This is a genomic window from Sediminibacillus terrae (assembly GCF_009602435.1).
GTDB classification, from domain to species: domain Bacteria; phylum Bacillota; class Bacilli; order Bacillales; family Amphibacillaceae; genus Sediminibacillus; species Sediminibacillus terrae.
In genome coordinates, this window is sequence record NZ_VZDQ01000026.1 from 141,512 (window position 1) to 164,358 (window position 22,847).

At 43.4% G+C, this 22,847-nt stretch carries 20 protein-coding genes, 2 tRNA genes and 1 pseudogene; 2 read left to right on the forward strand and 21 right to left on the reverse strand.

The features are described from left to right. Nucleotides 1-47 precede the first annotated feature (47 nt). Nucleotides 48-866 carry a cytochrome C assembly family protein gene (locus F6X55_RS15975; protein ID WP_026569784.1) on the reverse strand — a complete coding sequence of 273 codons (819 nt, stop codon included), beginning with the start codon at nt 864-866 and terminating at the stop codon, nt 48-50. A 64-nt stretch (nt 867-930) separates the two neighbouring features. Then, the gene (hemA, locus tag F6X55_RS15980; protein WP_026771101.1) at nt 931-2,301 is read right to left on the reverse strand and encodes a glutamyl-tRNA reductase; all 1,371 of its coding nucleotides are present in this window, start codon (nt 2,299-2,301) and stop codon (nt 931-933) included. A gap of 304 nt (nt 2,302-2,605) precedes the next feature. Here hemA and F6X55_RS15985 point away from each other — a divergent pair, with 304 nt between their 5' ends. Further along, complete coding sequence (locus F6X55_RS15985; RefSeq protein ID WP_026771100.1) at nt 2,606-3,088, forward strand: LiaI-LiaF-like domain-containing protein; 483 nt, start codon at nt 2,606-2,608, stop codon at nt 3,086-3,088. Between the two features lie 345 nt (nt 3,089-3,433). Here F6X55_RS15985 and yihA read toward each other — a convergent pair whose 3' ends face one another. The 11 genes from yihA to F6X55_RS16040 form a co-directional block, all read right to left on the reverse strand. Further along, entirely contained in the window at nt 3,434-4,015 is a 582-nt protein-coding gene (gene yihA, locus F6X55_RS15990; RefSeq protein WP_026569781.1) for a ribosome biogenesis GTP-binding protein YihA/YsxC, read from the reverse strand. Beyond that, the gene (lon, locus tag F6X55_RS15995) at nt 4,002-6,350 is read right to left on the reverse strand and encodes an endopeptidase La (protein ID WP_037329105.1); all 2,349 of its coding nucleotides are present in this window, start codon (nt 6,348-6,350) and stop codon (nt 4,002-4,004) included. Before lon ends, yihA begins: the two co-directional genes overlap by 14 nt. 275 nt (nt 6,351-6,625) lie before the next feature. Further along, entirely contained in the window at nt 6,626-7,906 is a 1,281-nt protein-coding gene (clpX, locus tag F6X55_RS16000; RefSeq protein WP_026569779.1) for an ATP-dependent protease ATP-binding subunit ClpX, read from the reverse strand. A gap of 444 nt (nt 7,907-8,350) precedes the next feature. Then, the gene (tig, locus tag F6X55_RS16005; protein WP_026771098.1) at nt 8,351-9,637 is read right to left on the reverse strand and encodes a trigger factor; all 1,287 of its coding nucleotides are present in this window, start codon (nt 9,635-9,637) and stop codon (nt 8,351-8,353) included. A 178-nt stretch (nt 9,638-9,815) separates the two neighbouring features. Then, nucleotides 9,816-10,811, reverse strand: coding sequence for a tetratricopeptide repeat protein (locus F6X55_RS16010; protein ID WP_026569777.1), 996 nt, complete (start codon nt 10,809-10,811; stop codon nt 9,816-9,818). A 370-nt stretch (nt 10,812-11,181) separates the two neighbouring features. After that, a tRNA-Arg gene (locus F6X55_RS16015) sits at nt 11,182-11,255 on the reverse strand. Between the two features lie 37 nt (nt 11,256-11,292). After that, nucleotides 11,293-11,366: transfer RNA gene (locus F6X55_RS16020), tRNA-Gly, on the reverse strand. 186 nt (nt 11,367-11,552) lie between these two features. Continuing rightward, nucleotides 11,553-12,071, reverse strand: coding sequence for a metallophosphoesterase family protein (locus F6X55_RS16025; protein ID WP_026771097.1), 519 nt, complete (start codon nt 12,069-12,071; stop codon nt 11,553-11,555). Between the two features lie 16 nt (nt 12,072-12,087). Next, entirely contained in the window at nt 12,088-12,681 is a 594-nt protein-coding gene (locus tag F6X55_RS16030; protein WP_026771096.1) for an XTP/dITP diphosphatase, read from the reverse strand. Nucleotides 12,682-12,701: 20 nt separating this feature from the next. After that, nucleotides 12,702-13,454 (reverse strand): ribonuclease PH, encoded by a 753-nt coding sequence (rph, locus tag F6X55_RS16035; protein ID WP_026569775.1) that lies wholly within the window; start codon nt 13,452-13,454, stop codon nt 12,702-12,704. 181 nt (nt 13,455-13,635) lie between these two features. Then, nucleotides 13,636-14,751 (reverse strand): GerMN domain-containing protein, encoded by a 1,116-nt coding sequence (locus F6X55_RS16040; RefSeq protein ID WP_153464712.1) that lies wholly within the window; start codon nt 14,749-14,751, stop codon nt 13,636-13,638. 233 nt (nt 14,752-14,984) lie between these two features. Between F6X55_RS16040 and F6X55_RS16045 the strand changes: the two are divergent. After that, a pseudogene (locus tag F6X55_RS16045) lies at nt 14,985-15,170 on the forward strand (hypothetical protein); the annotation flags it as partial. Between the two features lie 344 nt (nt 15,171-15,514). Here F6X55_RS16045 and racE read toward each other — a convergent pair. The 8 genes from racE to F6X55_RS16085 all read right to left on the reverse strand — a co-directional run bounded on the left by racE (nt 15,515) and on the right by F6X55_RS16085 (nt 22,668). Beyond that, a complete protein-coding gene (gene racE, locus F6X55_RS16050; RefSeq protein ID WP_026569773.1) occupies nt 15,515-16,318 on the reverse strand; it encodes a glutamate racemase in 804 nt (267 codons plus the stop codon). 17 nt (nt 16,319-16,335) lie between these two features. Continuing rightward, nucleotides 16,336-16,788: a MarR family winged helix-turn-helix transcriptional regulator gene (locus F6X55_RS16055; RefSeq protein WP_153464714.1), complete on the reverse strand. Its 453-nt coding sequence runs from the start codon at nt 16,786-16,788 to the stop codon at nt 16,336-16,338. A 73-nt stretch (nt 16,789-16,861) separates the two neighbouring features. Beyond that, the gene (locus F6X55_RS16060; protein WP_051382005.1) at nt 16,862-18,355 is read right to left on the reverse strand and encodes a potassium/proton antiporter; all 1,494 of its coding nucleotides are present in this window, start codon (nt 18,353-18,355) and stop codon (nt 16,862-16,864) included. A gap of 188 nt (nt 18,356-18,543) precedes the next feature. Beyond that, complete coding sequence (locus F6X55_RS16065) at nt 18,544-18,768, reverse strand: helix-turn-helix domain-containing protein (RefSeq protein WP_026569771.1); 225 nt, start codon at nt 18,766-18,768, stop codon at nt 18,544-18,546. 138 nt (nt 18,769-18,906) lie between these two features. After that, entirely contained in the window at nt 18,907-19,356 is a 450-nt protein-coding gene (locus F6X55_RS16070) for an acyl-CoA thioesterase (RefSeq protein ID WP_153464716.1), read from the reverse strand. A gap of 109 nt (nt 19,357-19,465) precedes the next feature. After that, the gene (gene sdhB, locus F6X55_RS16075; RefSeq protein ID WP_026569769.1) at nt 19,466-20,227 is read right to left on the reverse strand and encodes a succinate dehydrogenase iron-sulfur subunit; all 762 of its coding nucleotides are present in this window, start codon (nt 20,225-20,227) and stop codon (nt 19,466-19,468) included. A 17-nt stretch (nt 20,228-20,244) separates the two neighbouring features. Then, the gene (gene sdhA, locus F6X55_RS16080) at nt 20,245-21,996 is read right to left on the reverse strand and encodes a succinate dehydrogenase flavoprotein subunit (protein WP_026569768.1); all 1,752 of its coding nucleotides are present in this window, start codon (nt 21,994-21,996) and stop codon (nt 20,245-20,247) included. A 51-nt stretch (nt 21,997-22,047) separates the two neighbouring features. After that, complete coding sequence (locus tag F6X55_RS16085; RefSeq protein ID WP_026569767.1) at nt 22,048-22,668, reverse strand: succinate dehydrogenase cytochrome b558 subunit; 621 nt, start codon at nt 22,666-22,668, stop codon at nt 22,048-22,050. Between the last annotated feature and the right edge of the window lie 179 nt (nt 22,669-22,847).

Below are 22,847 nucleotides of genomic sequence, written 5' to 3' on the forward strand. Positions count from 1 at the left end.
CTGACATCATAAAAATAGAACGATTTTATTTAAAGCAAGTCATCTTTTCAAAAGTGAAAATTAGACAGCATGCTGAATAGAAAGAAATTAATCAACAGAAACAAAAATGCTCCTGCATTATACAAAGCTATTGTCCTGCCTTGATACCCTTTTACCAATCGTAATATCAAATGGACCATATAAACAATTAAAACGAACATTGATCCCATTGTTTTGAAATCATTCCAATAAAATTCCGCACCGGAGGAATACGCCCAAACGATCCCGAGGATGATGGAAATCATGAGTATGGGCACCCCAACCGTCACCGCTTGGAACGACAAGGTATCAAGCCGGTCGAGTCCTCCGAACCGACTAAGCCATTTATACCCTTTTTTCTCCTTCAGCAAGCGGTATTGCAGTAAGTACATAATAGAAAATAGGAAAGACACTGTAAAAAAACCATAGGATAAAAGCGCCAGGCTGATATGGGCGATCAACAACTCGCTGACAAGATGGACTCCCCGTTCGTTCCCCAGATTTTGTGCACTAGCCCCTACATGAAGAAGCATAATGAAAAACCCTAGCAGGTTCGTAAAAAAAACAATCAAATCGACCCGAAAAAAACGGTTGATCAACAGAGAAAATGTAACCAGTATCCAGGCATAAAAATAAAGCCCATCATAAATATTGAGCACCGGGAAGCTGTCTTCCAGCAACAGTTGATAAATTAAAAACAAGGTTTGTAAAACCCATACCAAACTAAGCAACCAGAAGGCAATCCGATTGGCCTTCCGGTTGTATTGAATAAAATCGATAAAGTATCCCATTACGCTAGCGCCGTATATGATAAGAATCAGTTCATAAAGCCACTTCATTTCCAGCATATGAGAAATCCTCTCATTTGTATAGCATTCAGCCCACTTCTTCCCCGTTTATCACCCATGGGGCTCAATTAGTGGAAGCTTTTTGTACAGCAGTCCTTTGCGGCACCTTTGCTCCTTGATCAAAACTGAAAACCTTGCTGCCGGCCTGTTTGTTCAATTCCTCTTGAACCATCTCTTCGATACCGAATATTTGCATGAACATTTGCAATGATTCTTCTGCCTGCGGCTTTCCCGCCATTTCCTTCGCTTGCAAAATCGGTTGTTTCAGCATTTGGTTGATGATACTTTTCGTATGCTTGTTCAACACCTTGCGCTCGCGATCGGACAAATCCGGCATTTTGCGCTCAATGCTTTTCATCGTTTCTGCCTGTATGGATAACGCTTTTTCCCTCAGAGCAGAAATGACCGGTACAACGCCCTTGGTTTGAAGCCATTCCTTGAAAGCAACGATTTCTCCCTCTATCATCAATTCGATTGCTTCCGCAGCTTGCTTCCTTGTTTCCAGGTTGGCATCGACAATACCTTGTAAATCATCGATATCATATAAAAACACGCTGTCAAGATCACCCAAGACTGGATCAATATCACGTGGAACCGCAATATCGACTAAGAAAAGGGGACGTCCCTTCCTTTGCTTATGAACAGGTGCCAGCAAGTCTTTGTCCAACACGTAATTGTTCGCCCCGGTTGAGCTAATCAATATATCTGCATCCTTCAAAACCTCGGGAAGACTCTCGGTTGTACGCGCTTGTCCGGAGAATTGCTCAGCCAGTGCTTCTGCTTTTGATAAGGTGCGGTTGATGACCGTCACTTTCTCCACACCAGAACCTTGCAAGTTTTTCGCAGCCAACTCCCCCATTTTTCCGGCACCAAGGATGACGACATGTTTGTTCAACAAATCGCCGAATATCTTCTTGGCAAGTTCCACTGCCGCATAACTGACCGATACCGCATGATCGCCGATTTCGGTTTCCTTATGGGCACGCTTTGCCAGCGTAACAGCTTGTTTGAAGAGTTCATTATAAATGGTGCCGGTTGTTCCCGATTCCTGTGCCAAAAGAAATGCCTGTTTCATTTGACCTAGAATTTGGGTTTCGCCCAGCACCATGGAATCAAGACCGCTCGTCACTTTGAACAAGTGTTCCACAGCTCCATCTGCTTCGTAAATAGCCAGATGTGGCGAGAAAAAGTCTTTGTCCATGTCGAACCATTCTGCAAGGAATTGCTTGATATAATAGCGTCCTGTATGGAGTTGATCGACCACTGCATAAATCTCTGTCCGGTTGCATGTGGAGATAATCACATTTTCCAGCACGCTTTTTTGTTGGTTCAATGACTTCATCGCCTGCGAAACATCTTGATTTTCAAAAGTAAGTTTTTCCCTAACTTCCACAGGGGCTGTTCTGTAGTTTATTCCGACAACTAAAATATGCACTTTATTCTACCCCCAATATTACGTATAAAAACTGGTGCAGCAAGGCAGCTGCATTCATTATTCAAACATGCCGGCCAGCGCTTTTCACTTTATTATTTTTATAAGTCCATCTTTCATTATAACACGCATGTCACCAGCGACTTATGAATTTTGTGAACAGATATTGAAACTATATGTTAGGATAATATCAGTACGTAGTTGTATCTTGCTGTTTTTCAATCCTTTTGTACTTTATCATATACACAGCACATAAGCAACTAATCAATACTATTTAATAATTATTATAATTTACGGAGGAACCTGCGTGAAGAAACAAAACATTTTCACCGGCTTTTTGTTGATCGGTATCGGCTGCTACTTTTTTCTCCAACAGTTCCAGATACCCTTTTTCACCGATTTCTATTCCTGGCCCACATTACTAATGATCATCGGCATTGTATTTCTGTTTCATAGTTACTTTTCCAAGGAGTATAAAAATTTATTCCCGGGTACCATTCTTCTTGGATTGGGCCTCCACTTTTTCGGTTTGCGCCATTATGGTTTTTGGATTGATCATTGGGGTGTTTACCCATTGATCATTGGCATTGCTTTTCTAATCCGGTTTCAAAAAACAAAAAGCGGATTGCTTCCCGGCCTGCTTTTATTGGGAATTGCTTTGTTCGCTATCTATTCGATTAACAAGCCGGGCTGGTTCAACTGGATAAACGAAACGGCTGCTTTGCTGGAAAGCTTTTGGCCGCTTGTTTTGATAGCTGTCGGTGGTTATCTTGTTTACCGGAAAAAGTAGCATAGCAAAAAGGAGAGATATTGCTTTCACCTCTGTAACAGAACGATGGGCCGGCAGCAAGTGAGAAACTTATGTTTCCTATGAAAGATGGCAAGGTGATTCGCTTTCCGTGCGTATGGATTCAGTTAACACGTCGAAGAAAAAGAAGCGTAATGTAGTCGTGCAAAAAGGATAAAAGGCAGCTGACGGGGGCATTGCCTGCTATCAACAATCAAAAAACCGAACGAATTCGAATGTTCAGCATTCGAATTCGTTCGGTTTTGTTTCGGCACCCATACATTCATTCCATCTGCTTTCAAGCCTTTTCTTTGATTCCGGCCAAGACCAGCAAAAAGACAGCCGGCTTTACAAAAAGCCTTGTAACACTTTCCAAGCCTCTTCTTTTCCTTCTGCCGTTTCAGCGGAAAAAGGAATAACGATGTCCTCGACGTCCGCTTGAAGGGTTTTAATCACTTTTTGCAGGTGTGCTGCCCGTTTGTTTTTCGAAATCTTGTCCAATTTTGTAGCGACTACAATGACAGGAAGTTCGAAATGCTTTAAAAAATCATACATCATCACATCATCTTCTGTCGGCTGGTGCCTGATATCTACAATAAGAACGGCAGCTTTCAGGTTTTCCCGCTGCATGAAGTATTCTTCCATCATCTTACCCCATTTTTCCCGCTCTTTCTTGGAGACTTTGGCATACCCATAGCCTGGTACATCCACAAAATAAAAACTTTGATTAATTTTATAGAAATTCAGTGTTTGGGTTTTCCCCGGTTTGGAAGAGGTTCTGGCAAGATTCTTCCGGTTGATCATTTTGTTGATGAAAGAAGATTTGCCGACGTTCGACCTTCCTGCCAACGCTATTTCTGGCAGCATGTCTCCCGGGTATTGCTTTTTCGATACTGCACTGATTACAATCTCCGCCTCAGTTACTTTCATGTTTCTCCTCCACTAATGCATGTTCCAGCACTTCATCTAAATGCTCGACAGGGATAAAAGTCAGCCCTTCCCTGACGCTTTCCGGAATATCATCCAAATCGCGCTTGTTATCTGCAGGGATAATGATCGTTGTCAAGCCTGCACGATGAGCACTAAGAGATTTTTCCTTTAAACCTCCGATCGGAAGCACTCTTCCCCTGAGTGTTATTTCTCCCGTCATACCTACTTCACGTTTCACTGCCCGGCCAGTCAGAGCTGAAACCAGCGCGGTAGCCATAGTAATCCCGGCTGAAGGTCCGTCTTTGGGTGTCGCGCCTTCCGGGACATGAATGTGAATGTCGTTTTTCTCATGAAATTCTCGATCGATTTTCAATTCTTCTGCCCGGGACCGAATATAGCTGAAAGCCGCGTGAGCAGATTCCTTCATGACATCTCCCAATTTCCCGGTAAGCGTCAATTTTCCTTTGCCCGGATATAAACTAACTTCAATCGATAAGGTATCTCCGCCAGCAGACGTATAAGCGAGCCCTGTCGCAGCACCCACTTGGTTCTCCTCTTCCATCCTTCCATACCGGAAGAGCGGCTTGCCAAGCAGTGACTCTAACTGTTTATCGGTTACTACGACACGCTTTTTATCTTCTGACACGATTATTTTTGCCGCTTTCCGGCATAAGGATGCAAGCTGCCTTTCCAGTCCTCGCACACCCGCTTCTCTTGTATACGTGCGGATCAATTTCGTCAATGCCTCATCACGAACTTGCAATTGCCCTTTGTTCAGCCCATTTTCTTTAATTTGTTTCGGCAAAAGGTGCTCTTTGGCAATGTGGAGTTTTTCCACTTCCGTATAACCGGCAATTGAAATCACTTCCATCCGGTCACGCAGCGGCCCTGGAATCGAAGCAAGATTGTTGGCCGTGGCGATGAACATCACATTGGATAAATCGTACGTTTCTTCAATGAAATGATCGCTGAAATTACTGTTTTGCTCTGGATCCAATACTTCGAGCATAGCTGCCGAAGGATCCCCACGGAAATCACTTGCCATTTTATCGATTTCATCCAGCAAAAAAATCGGATTGACCGTTTTAGCTTTTTTCATGCCTTGTATGATTCTGCCTGGCATTGCGCCGACATAAGTTCGGCGATGGCCGCGGATTTCCGCTTCGTCCCTGACTCCACCGAGGGAGATCCTCACAAAATTCCGATTTATTGCCCGGGCAATGGACTTCGCCAATGATGTCTTCCCAACACCCGGAGGTCCGGCTAAACACAATATCGGCCCTTTGATTGTTTTAGTAAGCTGCTGAACAGCCAAATATTCCAAAACTCGCTCTTTTACTTTTTCGAGTCCGTAATGGTCTTCATCCAATATTTTTTCAGCATGGTTGACATCAAGATTGTCCTCCGTCTTGTCCGTCCAGGGAATGGAAACCAGCCAATCGACATAATTACGGATAACCGAACTTTCCGCAGAGCTTTGTGGAACTTTTTCGTATCTATCCAATTCCTTATAGGCAATTTCCTGGATTCTTTCCGGCATATCTGAAGCTTCGATTCTTTCTTTGAGCTGATTTACTTCAGAAGCTTTGCCATCCTTATCTCCGAGCTCTGTCTGGATAGCTTTCATTTGTTCACGCAAGTAATATTCTTTTTGCGTTTTTTCCATCGACTTCTTGACCCGTTGCCCGATTTTTTTCTCTAAATCGAGCACTTCACGCTCATTTGTAATGAACGAAATCAAACGGTTCAACCGTTCTTTGACATTTTCCGTCTCCAGCAGTTCCTGTTTATCTTTGAGCTTTAAAGATAAGTGGGAAGTAATGATGTCAGCAAGTCTGCCTGGTTCATCAATGTCAGTAACCGTCGCTAGCGTTTCCTGACTTACCTTCTTTGATATCTTTATGTACTGCTCGAACTGTTCGATCAGAGACCGCATTAGTGCTTCTTCTTCGTTGTTGTCTCCATGGACTTCTTCAAATTCCTGGACTTCGACGATAAATTGGTCGTCTTCTTCAAGAAATTGAACAATCTCACCTCGATACAATCCTTCTACCAGCACACGGATTGTACCGTTTGGCAGTTTCAGCATTTGCTTTACTTTTGCCATCGTTCCCACTCTGTAAATATCATTTACAGCAGGCTCGTCCACGCCGCTTTCTTTTTGGGCAGCAAGAAAAATACTTTGATCGTCCATCATCGCTTTTTCCAATGCATTTACCGACTTTTCCCGCCCGACGTCCAAGTGTAAAACCATAGCGGGAAAGACCAATAGCCCGCGCAGCGGAAGCAGGGGGATTTGTACTTTGTTTTCTGCTGTCACAATTGGCACCTCCATATCTTCGCAAACCAGTCCATTCACGACATTGCTTCCATTTCCTTATTACTTCACTAATAAGGCGCATTTATACCATTTCACGAGAAGTTCGCTATGCAAGCTTTCTATTCGCCCCATTAGTTTATCATTACCTGGCATTTTCTAATCAAAACATCGATACCGTTCTAGAAACTTCCTTTTAACCATGTGTAAATCCCTTGTTATGCCATAACAAGGGATTTACATTGCAGGATAATGCGTGTCTGTTTTAACGAGACTGGTGTCCTGACGTTTTTTTAAGCACTTTCTTTCGGTGATTCTTTGTTTTCGTCTTTTACCGTGCCATCGCTTAGAACTAGCTTTGGACGGCCGTTTTCTAACAGGACGGTGTCTTTGGTTATGATACACTTTTCGATGTCGTCTCTCGATGGCAACTCAAACATGACGTCAAGCATAATTCCTTCGATAATGGAACGCAGCCCGCGTGCCCCCGTTTTTCGTTCAATGGCTTTTCGTGCAATTTCAATTAAAGCTTCCTCTTCCATTTCCAATTCGACATTATCGATTTGGAACAGCTTTTGATATTGCTTGACGAGCGCATTTTTCGGCTTTGTCAAAATTTCGACTAGCGCTTCTTCGTCTAATGGCTCTAAAGCTCCGATAACCGGGAGCCGCCCGATAAATTCAGGAATAAGGCCGAAACGAAGCATGTCTTCCGGAAGAACCTTAGAAAGCAGTTCTGCTTTGGTCAGGTCCTGATTCTCTTCATCCGCGCCAAAGCCAATCACCTTGTTGCCAAGACGGCGCTTAACGATTTGCTCGATGCCGTCAAAAGCCCCTCCGCAAATAAATAGTACATTGGTCGTATCGATTTGTATGAATTCCTGGTGAGGATGTTTTCTTCCACCCTGTGGAGGTACGCTTGCAACAGTACCTTCAAGAATCTTCAGCAATGCCTGCTGTACCCCTTCACCGGAAACGTCACGGGTGATGGACGGATTTTCTGATTTTCTCGCTACTTTATCGATTTCGTCGATATAGATAATCCCTTTTTCTGCTTTTTCCACATCATAGTCAGCAGCCTGGATCAGCTTCAGCAAGATGTTTTCCACATCCTCCCCTACATAGCCCGCTTCCGTAAGGGAAGTGGCATCCGCAATCGCAAATGGCACATTCAATATCCGTGCAAGTGTCTGTGCCAACAACGTTTTACCGCTTCCAGTCGGCCCGATCATCGCAATATTACTCTTGGACAGTTCCACGTCATCGGAAGCAGTCTTACCGGCATTGATCCGTTTGTAATGGTTATACACGGCCACCGACAGATTCTTCTTTGCCTTTTCTTGGCCAATCACGTAGTCATTCAGAATTTCACAGATCTCCTGAGGTTTCGGGATCTCCTTGAATTCCACTTCTTCTTCATTGCCTAATTCTTCTTCCACTATTTCTGTGCAAAGTTCAATACATTCATCGCATATATAAACGCCAGGGCCGGCTACTAATTTACGTACTTGATCTTGGCTTTTTCCGCAAAAAGAACATTTTAATTGGCCCTTTTCTTCATTAAATTTATACATCTAATTCACCCCTCAAGTAATAAGTATCTATTATGATATGAGATCATTTGAGTTTCAAACAAGTATTCCTTTCTTTAGCTCATAATATCAGATATACCGTTTTGAAAAAAGTAAAATACCTCAAATGGCCACATCCCATCTACGTGCCAGCTGTAAACAGTCCCATCAAAAGTCTTGCCATCAAACCGTCTGAATAAACCGATAGCAGTAAATATCAGCAGAACAGTTTGAACAAACAGTGTAAATCTTATTATGTAAGAAGATTCTAAAATGTCAACTAATATGTTATGTAAGTTTGTCTTTTATTTTATATTCAAGCCGCCGATTTTATGTTATGACTGACAGCTTTTTTACTATAACCCGCTCAGTGCATTTTTAATCAACATGTTTTTATAGAGAAAACAAGGCACGAACCAGAATCGCACCTTGTTTTCCCATTTTATATTATTTTGTTTTGCTATGCTCTGCCAGGAAGTCAATTGCTTTTTTGAATTTAAGATCTTCTTTGATGGCGTCTGTGTTACCACCGAGCATTTGTTTCAACTGATCGACCTCTGTTTGATACATCGAAGCCATCGACTCAAGCTCTTTATCGACATCTTCGTCCGTAACTTCGACCTCTTCTTGATTGGCAATTGCGTCAAGAGTCAAGTTGGTTTTGACACGCTTTTCAGCATCATCTTTCATTTGCTCTTTCAAGCCTGTTTCATCCGTACCGGAGAATTGGTAGTACATGTCCATGGTCATCCCTTGCATTTGCAAGCGCTGCTCGAACTCTTTCACCATTCTGTCAAGTTCTGTTTCTACCATTGCTTCCGGAATATCAACCTCTGCATTCTCAGATGCCTGTTCGATCAGAGATTCACGCATTTTATTGTCAGCATCCGTCTCTTTTTGTTCTTTCAGGCGCTCTTTTGTTTTGTTGCGAAGTTCTTCCAGTGTTTCGACATCTTCATCGACATCTTTTGCGAACTCGTCGTCAAGTTCCGGCAATTCTTTTCCTTTGATTTCATGGATCTTGACTTTAAAGGTAGCTTCCTTACCAGCAAGCTCTTCTGCATGGTATTCTTCAGGGAAAGTCACCTGTACTTCTGTGTCAGCTCCAGTTTCTTTTCCAATCAACTGTTCTTCAAACCCAGGAATGAAGGAACCTGAACCGATTTCCAATTGATGGTTTTCCGCCTGTCCGCCTTCAAATGCTTCCCCATCAACGAAACCTTCGAAATCGATAACGACCGTGTCGCCTTCTTCGACTGTTCCTTCTTCTTTGACGACTAACTCCGCTTGATGTTCCTGCATATGAGAAAGCTCATGCTCAACGTCTTCATCCGTTACTTCCGTATCTTCCTTTTCTACTTCCAGGCCTTTGTACTCTCCTAGTTTTACTTCAGGTTTAACAGTAACTTGTGCCGTAAATACAAGCGGCTTGCCTTTCTCGATTTGAGTCACATCCACTTCCGGTTGATCTACCGGCTCAATGCCTGTTTCTTCAACAGCATTTGTGTAAGCCTCAGGAAGAATGATATCGACCGCATCCTGGTATAATGATTCTACACCAAAACGCTGTTCAAATAGTCCTCTTGGCATTTTCCCTTTACGGAATCCAGGAACCTGTACTTGCTTAACCACTTTTTTGAAAGCTTGATCTAATGCTTTGTCGAACTTATCCGCATCAACTTCAATGGTTAAAGTCCCTTGATTTCCTTCTTGTTTTTCCCATTTTGCTGACATGTAATTCCCTCCAACATCTATAAATTCAGTATGTCTTGTTTGACGTTCATTCGGTGTATAATTAAATCATACGAAGGCGGAACGCAATTGCAACCACCTTATTATAACATAAACAGACCTGCTTTCAACAATTAGAACAGACTGGGAATTTGTGATAAAACACATTTCATCTTAGAACCTATTCCTCGATGATGGAGAAATAACTTTTTTCATTACGGGCTATTTCCTCCATATATGTATGAACGTCCAATTCTCCTGCTTGTTTTTTATATGTATGATAAAGACCTTCCAGCTGCAAATATTTCGCCCCCATTATTTTGATGGCATGGCTGACAGCGATTAGTTCTTCTTCTAAAGGCATGGATGGGTATCTTACATATAAATAACGATACAGCAGTTTTTCCAAAAGCTGATACAAAGTTGGATTATCCTGCTCTACTTCCCTTAAAAGCACCTTTATTTGCTTGGTAACAGGGTGGTCTTCCACACTTTTAAAATCTGCTGGGTTTACAGATAGCTCGGATCCTGCTTTTTCAACTACTACTTCCGAATCGACCTCCTGTGAAACAAGCCATTCCACTATTGCTGTTTTTACCACCGGGTCAATCCTGTCGTCTTTCAGCAATTGTTTCAGGTAACGCAAGTAAGGAGCCGGCTTCAAATTACTGCTTTGTACGATGATGCGCCACTGACGCAACGGATCCCCCTGTTTCACCGCTTTGCTCAGTTCATTAATGTGATCATTCGCCTCTTCTTGCATTTTATCCTGCAACAGCTTCCCGCTCATTTCCGCAAGTTGTTCCAGCTGGGCATTCATCGGTTCGGGCACCGTTTTACGGGCAAACACATCGTCAATGATTTCTATCAGTTGCTCATACTCGCTCATTTGAAACAACAACGTGGCGTATATATGCAAGTACTCAAAGAAGTACTCATCTTCAAGGGAAACAAGGTCGCGGCACAATGCTTCCGCTTCATCTGTGTCTCCTAGCTCCATCAAACAAATGATTTTCCCTGCGTAAATCTCGTGTGAATAAATTTCATGGTCAATGAGTTTATTCAACTTATGTAAAGCGTCCTCATACCGTTTTTCCTTTAGTGCCTGCAAGCTCTCTTCTTCCAAGGCTTCCTTCCACTTCGGAAAAATAATCACCTTATCTTGCTTTGTATTCATCCGCATCCTTCCTCACCTGTTGTATATGTATAATCATTATCTTATCTGTACCCTAAATCTGTGGATCGAAAACCGTCAGAAAAAAATTATTCACTAAATAGAAATTCAGCATCCGCTTGTCAGAAGCGAATGCCGATTAAGTCCATTTCATCTGTTCCGTAAAATTAAAAAAAGCGCACACCTGTTCAAATGAATACAAGCTGATTTTATCACTTCTATGGCAAGGCCCCCCGGTGGACATTCTTTTGCCCGAAAAATTTGCTTGAGGTCTCGGGAGCCAGCCAGGCGCTGGAGCTGGACATCTCTGAAATTAATACTATCTTATCTTGTGAAAAAGGGTTCAACTGGACAGTTGAACCCTCAATGATGACGTCCCAGGAGAGATTCGAACTCCCGACCCACAGCTTAGAAGGCTGTTGCTCTATCCTGCTGAGCTACTGGGACATGAAAATAGAGTATTAAATTAAACGAAGATTATGTATGGAGCGGGTGAAGGGAATCGAACCCTCATCATCAGCTTGGAAGGCTGAGGTTTTACCACTAAACTACACCCGCACAATCACTTAGCACTTATTCAACAGAGTGTGTGCTGCGGTTAATTTGCTTCGTCTTTAACGGACAAGATTCATTATATTAACTATCAACCCACTTGTCAACCGATTTTAAAACTTTTCCATTAAAATTTGGAGGGATTGACTGTAAACGGCCTTGCCTTGGCTTTCGGCCGTTTACAATCTTCCTTCAATTCAACGATGTATGAAAAACCATATCCTCGACTGTTTTCCCGTTCAAGTCTTTGAATTCGACCGTTATTTCAAGTTTGTCTCCCCAGCTCAATATAGCATACGTATGCTCAATTCGGCCGCGCGGCAATCTGATGCTGCCAGGATTAATAAACAATTGATTACCTACCCGCTCCGTTCCAGCCATATGGGTATGGCCAAAGCATACCACCTGCGCGCCTACTTCTTCTGCGCGGTAGGATAAAGGCATCAACGTGCTTTTTACTTGGTGCAGATGGCCATGCGTCACATAGAAATGCAAATCCTCTACAGAAAAATGAATCTCATCAGGCATTCGGCTGTCCATATCACAATTTCCGGCCACTTTCATGAAGTGCTCTAACTCGGGCGCATCAGCATCCAATTCAGAGTCACCACAATGGATGAACTGGTCTACTTCTTCTCTATGTCGATCACGGATTTTTGCCACTTCTTCTGTCCATCCATGACTGTCGCTCATGATTAGTACTTTCGGCATGACGGCTTCACCCCCTTTAAAGCTTTTGCAGCCACTCTTCCAGCTGGTTCATCGCGTTCTTTCGATGACTGATTTGATTCTTTTCTTCTGGAGTCATCTCAGCCATTGTTTTCGTTGATCCCTTAGGGTAGAATACGGGATCATAACCAAATCCATTTTCTCCTGTCGGCTGATCGGCAACCCTTCCCTCACACGTGCCACGCTTGAAAAGGGTCGGTTTTCCCGGCCTTGCAACCGCCAATACACAAACAAATCTCGCAGTGCGTTCTTCTTCCGGGATGGTTTTCAATTCTTCCAACAGCTTGTCGATATTTGCCTGATCGCTTTTTTCCAAACCAGCGTAACGGGCTGAATAAATCCCCGGCCTGCCGTCCAGCGCATCTACTTCCAGGCCGGAGTCGTCTGCCAATACTGGAAGCGAAAACCTTTCTGCAATCGTCTCAGCTTTTAAAGCCGCATTTTCTTCAAACGTTTCACCGGTTTCTTCAATATCCGGTATGCTTTCGTCAAAGTCCAGCAAAGATTTAATCGTAATATTATATTTTAAAAACAAGTTTCGAAAATCTTCAACTTTCCCTTTGTTTTTAGTAGCTATGATTAATTGCTCCATGACGATTCTCCCCACAGTTTTTATTTAGCCGTATGCTCACCGATAAAATCCGCCCATTTCCCAAGGGCTTGTTTTTGTATGGCAAAGATCTCCTGCAGCCCTTCATCGGCAAGCCCGAGCATCGTTTGCAACTGTTCCATCGAAAAGGTCGCTTCTTCTCCTGTTCCTTGTATCTCCACAAATTCACCAGATCCAGTCATGACGATGTTCATATCTACGTGTGCCTGGGAATCTTCTTCATATTGCAAATCAAGAATTTCTGTTCCATCTGGAAGGACCCCGACCGAGGTAGCTCCAAGGTAGTCAATTACCGGTATTTGTTTGAGAATGTTTTTTTCCACAAGGCTTCCGAAAGCAAGCACCACGGCGACAAAAGCACCGGTTATAGAAGCCGTCCTCGTTCCGCCATCTGCCTGGATCACATCACAATCGACCCAGACCGTCCGCTCACCTATTTTCTCCAAATCTACAACAGAGCGAAGCGAGCGGCCGATTAACCGTTGAATTTCCATCGTTCTTCCCGCCACTTTGCCTTTTGAGGATTCCCGGATGTTACGTTGCTCGGTCGCCCGCGGAAGCATCGCATACTCTGCTGTGATCCAGCCTTTTCCAGAGCCACGCATGAATGGAGGTACACGCTCCTCGATGCTTGCATTGCATATCACTTTCGTGTCGCCTACTGTTATGAGGACCGATCCTTCTGGATGTTTGACATAATCTACTTCCATATGTATTGGTCTTAATTCATTAACTTTTCTATCGTTATTTCTCATTGTAAGAATCCTCCTTCTAATCACTTATTAATCGTAACATATTTTTGCCAATTTATATAAGTTCATACTGTAAAACCAGGCAGATCGTCGTATCTCATGATGAACGCTTAAAACTCATCCCGTGCAAATAAAATAAGAGAACATGCCAAAGGGAGCCAGTCGTACCGGCTCCCTTCATTGATTACAAATTGCCCGTAGGCACAAACATGCTTTTCGTGACAGGTTCTGTGTAAGCCGTGCCTGCTTCGTTGTAAATTTCTTCCATATCTGCTACATTCACGTCAACAGCTTCCACTCCGGGTTGATCAGTCAAAGTCAATACCAAGGTTTCCATGACTTCATCCGCAATAGAGGCGTTCTCTACACTGTTCAATATATTTTCGTTAAAATCAAGTGTCAGCACCCCATCTTTGATGGTAGGTTCTGCAGTGAGACTTGTTCCCGCATTGAACACATTCAGCAAGTTCAAATCGAGTGACGGACCATCTACCAATGCTTGTACGATCGAAGCAAAATCCTCCGCATCTTCAGCCTCGACATGTTGGGTGACCGGCACGTGGTAAACCTGCTCTCCTTGCTGGGCCGGATAGTAAAGCGTCACTGCTTTACTATCCATCAAATCGATATTGTCGCCATTATAAATATTGATGCCATTTGCTCTGGAAACGCCTTTGCCGATCGGAGTGCCACTAACCGGCATCTCCTCTTTCGCTTTCCCGTTTATTTGCAGTTTTACCTTGTCTACATTTTCAAATTGAGTGAGGGTATAGGTCATGGATTGAAGAATCTTCTGTTCATCTTCTGCTTGATATTCGGCAAATTCCTCTGAAACGTCCACTGTCAATGTGCCTTCCTTAAGATTCAGGCTATTGATGGTCGTTCCGGCTGGTAATACTGCTTCGAAGCCATCCGGAAGAAGCTCTGTGACAGGGCCGTCCTTCACCAAATATTCCAGCGCCTGTTTTGCCACCTCTTTCGATTCCAGTTGCGGTAACTCCAATGTTTGCGGAACTACCATTCCATTAGCATCAAGTAAATACAATTGCCTTTCAACAGTTGTCGGCTCCGCTTCTTCTGTATCTGTTCCAGCCTCTGTCCCTTCCGTCTCCTGGCTATCCTCTTCTGCTTGTTGTCCCTCTTCTTCTGTCACCTCATCCAAGTTATCTGTAAGGGATGCTTCTTCCGGAGGAGTATCCATTTCCTTCAGAGTTTGCTCTCCCTGAAATACCCCACAACCTGTTAACCCGAAGGCTGCACTTACAATGCCCACAGTAATGATCAATGACCGCTTCCTCATGTTTTCCCCTCCTACGATGGTTTGTACTACTATATATACGGTCTGTATGAAAAATTAGACCAAGCATCAGAAATTTTGTCTGGACAAATCTTCTAGTATCGTAAACTTGGCCGCAAATTCTCCCGGGGAAACGAGGTTTATAAGAAAAATCGGACATGCCATGACTTTATCTTTAAACTTGATTGTGGATTCTTGCTGCGTGTCAAGAAAAACAGTGAAGGAAAAAATGCTTTAAAGAGTTTTTTCAGCTTAATAATGTTCGTTATCGTACTGGAAAACGTGCCAAGGTTCACTTTGACCTGGTGACGCTTGTTTTTCATGCATCAAAATTAGCTGCAGATCGTATTAATGCTCAGTTAAGAAAAGTCATGTTGCATAAGTTATTTAAAAGTGGTTTTTCTTATAGATCTACCTTTTGATTAAAAATAGGAACAACAAGATAATGACTGAGTAGCCCGAATACCCGTAGACTCCTGCGGGAAGCGGGAGATCGGCAAGACCCCACAGGGCTCTGCCCGAGAAGGCTTGCCACTCCCCCGCGGAAAGCGGAGGGTATTCGGGCTACGTACAGGCTAATGACAAAACGCTAGAAGGCGGCATTTTCAAAAACATGTTTATAAATTCTGCACAACTCTGCAAAAAAAGAGCAATGATGAAATTGATTCTTTATGTAAAAAAACAAGAATCAATCGAGTTCGAAACGTAAAGTTTCGAAGCACCAATCGATTCTTGGTTTCAGTCTATCTTTTGTACGACCCTTTTTTCAAACAGTTAGTGATATATTCGCTATTTCCGCTACAGGCTGATCAAGCCACGATTCAGCAATTCGTTCAAACACCGTGAGTTTTCCGGTAGTATACAACTTATGCTGCGGCCTGCGATCCCCATTGAACAGCTTGTTTTGATATTCCAGGATCGTGCTTACTTCTCTCGCTGTTTCTTCGCCTGAAGATATGATGGTCACCTTGTCACCGATCACTTCCTGTATCACTTCACGAAGAAGGGGATAATGGGTACAGCCCAATATCAACGTATCGATATGATTGCTCTTTTTCATAGGAATCAGGGTTTCGGAAACAATCCGGTATGTTTCTTCGCCCGCTAGTATTCCCTGTTCGACCATTGGAACAAAACGAGGACAGGCCAGGGCATTGATATGGATTTCCTCATTGATGCTTTTCAAAGCAGTAGGATATGCCTGGCTTTTAATGGTCCCTTCCGTACCTATGACTCCTATGTGAAGATTTTCTGTCGATTTTATCGCCGCCCTTGCTCCTGGTTGGATCACCCCTATAACCGGGATGGGCAATTCTTTTTGTAGCAGTTCAAGTGTGAAGGCTGTTGCTGTATTGCAGGCAATCACCAGCATTTTTATTCTTTTTCTCATTAAAAAGTTCACCAACTCTTTCGTGAACTGAATGACTTCCTGTTCTGGACGCGGTCCATATGGACAACGAAGGGTATCTCCTAAATAAATCAATTCCTCTCGCGGCAGCTGACGCATCAATTCGCGGGCAACTGTCAACCCTCCGACACCGGAATCTATTACACCAATTGGCTGATCCACCGTTCTCGCTCCTTTTCTTATTTTGTGCTGACTTTTTCCATCTGTAAGTGGAGCAGGTTCAATATACGTTCCAGTGTATCAACCTCTATATCCGAAACATTTTCTAATACCTCTCCCAAGTACTCCTGGCGTTTTTTAATGACTTCTTTTATGATCCTTTTCCCTTTATCAAGTAAATGGATCCGTACAACCCGACGGTCTTTGGAATCTTTCCGTCTCTCGACTAGTTGGTTTTTTTCCATCCTGTCTACTAAGTCGGTAGTGGTGCTAAAAGCCAGATTAATTTTATTGGACAGTTCGCCAATGGTCAAGTCCCCACTTTCGTTCAACCATTGCAAGGCGACAAACTGTGGAGCGGTAATCGGGTAATTGGTCAAGATTTCTCTACCTTTTTGTTTAATGATTGCTGCTATATACCGTAACCTTTTTTCGATTTCTGCGATCGTTGTTTCTTCTGAAGTGTTATGCAACTGCTAGCCCCCTTTCGGCAGGACACTTATATAAAATGTAATCATAAAATCCTAAAAGTGCAAGAGCAGCTGTTTAATCTGCGTCCGCTTCCGTAACGGATCCTGTTTTTAAATCGTCAGCTATTGCTCCCTGTAAATGTTGCTCTGCCAATATATAGAGTGAATCCCCTTCCTGGATCAATGCATCTCCATCCGGAGTGATTACCTTGCCATGGCGGACGATTGCGTTGATCAATGTATTTTTGGGAAGACGGATGTTTTTGATTTTTTTGCCATTTACCCAATCCTGTTTTTCAACTTTATATTGTACTATGTCAAGATTCTTTTGACCAACAGTGAGCACTTGGAGTTGTTCGAGATCGTGAGGTGGGAGCGGATTGACCAATCCAAGCTTTGTTGCCGCATACGGAATGGACGCCCCTTGGATCAGTGCAGAAGTCAACACAATAAAGAACACGGCATTGAAAAACAACTGACTATTCTCCATTTCGGCAAGCATGGGAAATAAAGCCAGTATAATCGGAACGGCACCTCTTAAGCCGGCCCACGATAAAAATGCCTTTTCCTTCAAGCTGTACTGCCAGGGAAGAAGGGAAATCCAGGTCGCGATCGGCCTTGCAACCAAAATCAAAATCCCTGATAACAAAAGGCCGTGGAGGATAATCCAATCAGAAAACAGACGCGAAGGGAATACAAATAGACCTAGAATGATGAACATCAATATTTGCGCCATCCAACTGAAACCCTCGTTAAACTTGTGAATCGATTCCCGGAACGATAAATCCAGGTTTCCGACCACAAGCGCCGTTATATATACCGCTAAAAACCCGCTGGCATTCACCAGGGAGGTAACACTATACGAAAAAAAGGCAAAAGCCAATCCAAACAACGGATATAACCCACCGGATGACAGTTTTATTTTGTTAAGAGAAACACTTGCCATTTTTCCGATAAAAAGTCCTAACAGCAATCCCCCTGCCATTTGCCAAAAAAATTGCAGTGCCAGTGACCATATCCCCGACCGATCTGTCGTAATCAATTCTATAAAGGAGATGGTCAGAAAGAAAGCCATCGGATCATTCGTCCCGGATTCCCCTTCAAGTGTTGCTTCAATTTTGTCATCGATGTTCTTATCCTTTAAGACGGCAAAAACTGCTGCAGCATCGGTTGAACCGACAAGCGAACCTAAAAGAAATGATTCCAGCCAGCTGAAACCGAATACCAATTTGGCCCCGACAGCTACAATAGTGGTCGTGAGCAGCACACCGATCGTAGCAAGCGAAACAGAAGGCAGCACCACCGGCTTGATGGTCTTCCAGTGCGTTTGAATTCCACCTTCATACAAAATCACAACCAGTGAAAAAACACCGATTGCCTCGGCTATTTGTACATTATTAAAATATAGCAATCCGAGTCCGTCTGAACCGACCACCATTCCCGCTCCTATAAACAGTACCAGCGATGGCAGGCCAAAGCGGTCCGACAACTTGGTTATCAAAATACTGAATAAAAGCAATAGTGAAGTGAGTAAAATGATTTTATCTGATTCTATGACTTCTTGTATCACAAAGTCCCCTCCCACGACGAAAAATGCAGCAACCGTTGAAAACGTTATGCCTAAACACATACCCGTTTTTCCCTTGCTTGTATCATGGTTTCTACCGTTTGCGATCATAACCGCCGTAAGGAGAGATTCTCTATCCCTTGAGAATGCAACTTAAAAAACCGACCTTCAAAAAGAAAGTCGGTTTCTTACTAGAGCTTAAGTTCCCCCATACGAAGGAGCTCTACGACTGCTTGTGAACGCCCCTTGACACCTAATTTTTGCATAGCATTTGATATGTGATTCCGAACAGTCTTTTGTGAAATAAACAGTTCCTGGGCTATTTCTTTTGTTGTTTTGTCCTGTACTAGAAGTTCAAATACTTCTTTCTCACGTTTGGTCAATAGTTGCTTCGGCTTGTAGTCACTATCATTCAAGTGTTAACCCCTCCTTGCTGTCTTTAAAGCCACATGGTGAAGGGTGTTTATTTAGTCAATGTATTTTATGTGAAAGTTGTATAACCCGTGAATTAGATTTGCTTAATTATGCGGATATTTTACGAATGAGGGAAGGTGTCACGGTCCTGAAGCAAGCCTTTTCTTCTCCTCTTCGGAGAATGGCGCCGGTTTGCCGGTGTAAACGTTTATCTGGACCAGTCTTCCCCTACCTGTGATACATAATTCTTCCTTTTGATTAACACCTAAGTAGTGTATGTCAATGGATGTATTACCGATTTGGTTCACTTTGACATACAGTTTCATTTGATCATTGAAATACATTTGGCGATGATAGTCACACTGCAAGTCTGCCACAATCGGAATGGTATCTGTATTTTGCATATCGTCCCGGAACAAACCCACTTCCTTTAAAAAAGCAATGCGAGCTTCTTCAAAGTAGATGAATGGTGAAACATTGTTCACATGGCCGAACATATCCGTTTCCGAAAAACGGATTTGGATAGGGATGAAAAATGCAAAACTTTTTTTCCAACTCTCAAAATCCTCTATGTAATTGACTGCTTTCATTTTCTGTCCGCCTTTCATCAAAAGTAAAGTAACCGCTTTCAAATCGAGGATAAAGAAGCCTTTACCCATCTGGGTAAAGGCAGTCTTTTCCTGACAGTTTCACTTATAATCAATAAACATGGTCGCTGCCAAAGAAGTTTTTAAATGCTTGAATATTGGTATCTCTGTTCATTGCGGCAATGGAAGTAGTCAATGGAATGCCTTTCGGACAAACCTGGACACAGTTCTGGGAGTTTCCACATCCATGGATACCTCCGTCTTCCATTAAAGCTTCCAGGCGTTCGCCTTTATTCATTTGTCCGGTTGGATGCGCATTGAACAAGCGGACTTGGGACAACGCAGCCGGCCCGATAAAGTCGGAATTGCTGTTTACGTTCGGGCAAGCTTCCAAACAAACGCCACAGGTCATACACTTGGACAATTCATAAGCCCACTGCCGTTTCTTTTCCGGCATACGCGGTCCTGGTCCTAAGTCATACGTTCCATCGATCGGAATCCAGGCCTTTACTTTCTTAAGCGAATCAAACATCCTGCTTCTGTCCACTGCCAAATCCCTGACCACAGGAAATGTAGACATCGGTTCCAGTCTGATAGGCTGTTCGAGCTGGTCGATAAGCGTGGCACAAGATTGTTTTGCTTGTCCGTTGATTACCATCGAACATGCTCCACACACTTCTTCCAAGCAATTCATTTCCCAAAAAACAGGAGTAGTATTTTCCCCATTGGCATTGACAGGATTTCTGCGGATCTCCATCAATGCAGATATGACATTCATATTCTCTCTGTAAGGTACTTTAAAGGTTTCCTCATAGGGAGAAGAGTCTGGACTGTCCTGTCGTGTAATGATCAAAGTTATCGTTTTATCAGCCATGATTACCTTGCCCCCCCTTATTTTTTCTTACTGTAGTCTCGTTTTCTTGGTTTAATCAATGACACATCGACATCTTCATATTCAAAGACCGGTTCATTGTTAACCGCATCATACGACGCCTTGGTCGTCTTCAACCATTCTTCGTCGTTTCGCTCCGGAAATGCAGGTTTATAGTGGGCACCACGGCTTTCGTTTCGATTATAAGCACCGATAGTGATGACCCTGGCTAGTTGCAGCATGTTCTTCAACTGCCGTGTAAACATGACACCCTGATTGCTCCAACGGGAAGTATCATTGATATTGATATTCTCCCAACGCTCCATCAATTCTTTAATTTTTTCATCTGTTTTCAATAGTTTTTCATTGTCCCGGACCACGGTGACGTTGTCGGTCATCCATTCTCCAAGCTCACGATGAATTTGATAGGCATTTTCTTCGCCGTTCATGCTCATCAATTTTTCAAAGGTTTCTTGCTCCTCTTTCAGCTTTTCATCATAAAGAGAGGAGGGGATGTCTTCTGTCGTTTTTTCCAGTCCTTCGATATATTTTATGGCATTCGGACCGGCAACCATGCCGCCAAAAATAGAAGACAGAAGTGAATTAGCCCCCAAGCGGTTTCCACCGTGCTGGGAATAATCGCACTCGCCGGCAGCAAAAACACCCGGGATATTGGTCATCTGATCATAATCGACCCAAAGACCGCCCATCGAATAATGGACCGCAGGGAAAATTTTCATCGGTACTTTACGCGGATCTTCACCGACAAACTTTTCGTAGATTTCGATAATTCCGCCCAGTTTAACATCCAGCTCTTTCGGATCTTTATGGGAAAGATCCAGGTAAACCATATTTTCTCCATTGATACCAAGTTTCTGGTTGACACAAACATCGAAAATCTCACGCGTCGCGATATCGCGAGGTACAAGATTTCCATATGCCGGATATTTTTCTTCAAGGAAATACCACGGTTCCCCATCCTTATAAGTCCAGACCCTTCCACCCTCGCCGCGGGCAGACTCACTCATCAAGCGGAGTTTGTCATCTCCGGGAATGGCTGTCGGATGGATTTGGATAAATTCCCCGTTTGCATAAATGGCACCTTGCTGATAAAGGGCACCTGCAGCAGAACCGGTATTGATGACCGAGTTAGTCGATTTTCCGAAAATGATCCCCGGACCTCCGGTTGCCAGGATTACTGCATCCGCTTTGTAAACCTTGATCTCATGATTTTGAATATGCTGGGCCACTATTCCACGACCTACGCCTTCTTCATCGATTACCGCAGAAAGAAACTCCCAGTTTTCATATTTGGTAACCAACCCTTCCACTTCGTAACGACGGACTTGTTCATCCAGTGCATATAGGAGCTGTTGTCCGGTTGTAGCACCGGCATATGCTGTCCGATGATGCTGGGTTCCGCCGAAACGACGGAAATCCAATAAGCCTTCCGGTGTTCTGTTGAACATTACCCCCATCCGATCGAGCATATGGATGATGCTTGGCGCTGCGTCACACATAGCTTTAACAGGAGGCTGGTTGGCAAGGAAATCGCCTCCGTAGACTGTGTCGTCAAAATGTTCCCATGGAGAGTCTCCTTCTCCTTTTGTATTAACCGCCCCGTTAATACCACCTTGCGCACAAACAGAGTGAGAACGTTTTACTGGTACGAGAGACAGCAAATCGACGTGAACTCCTGCTTCTGCTGCCTTTATTGTCGCCATTAAGCCGGCCAGACCGCCACCAACGACGACGACGTTAAGATTACTCATTTTTTGCTCACTCCCCTATTTCACTTAATACTCTTTATTTTCTGTTTAAATTTATGCCCCGTAGGCAAAAGCAAAGATCGCCCTTACACCTATATAGGTTACTATTAAGAAAACGACCAGCGTTGCGTATGTAGCCACTCTTTGAGAGCGTGGTGTGATCGTGAATCCCCATGTAACCAGGAAGCTCCATAAACCGTTCGCAAAATGGAACGTTGTAGAAACGACTCCGACAATGTAGAACCAGAACATAAACGGCTGTGTCAGGATGTTCTCCATTAAGCTGTAATTAAGTTCTGCATCCCCAAGGCCAATGGCAATCCGTGTTTCCCATACGTGCCAAGCGATAAAGATAAGCGTGATGATGCCGGAAACCCTTTGCAGCGTGAACATGATATTCCGGAAAAAGCTGTAACGCCTATTGTTGTACTTGACCGTAAAAACAATATAAACACCTAAAATTGCATGGAAAAGAATTGGAATGTAAATCACCACGAACTCGAGCACAATCCTGAACGGCAAGTCATGAATGAAACCGGCCGCTTGTTCAAAGCTTTCTCTCCCATACACGGCAAAATGATTGACCAGCAGGTGCTGTATCAAAAACACACCGATTGGAATTACCCCTAAAAGTGAATGTAGTCTGCGATAGAAAAAATCGCGATTCTCCGCCATGTGTACCCCCCTCACCAAAAATTCCTTATGATATGATCTGTGCATCTTTCCGGATAAAGCGCTTTACTTTCCAATAAATAGAAAACCAACCGCGTGAGATTTCTCGAAAAATGCACATTTTTGTGACACACTTATTGTACTTCTATCCTAGTGGAGCGTCAAGAAAACGATTCACAAAA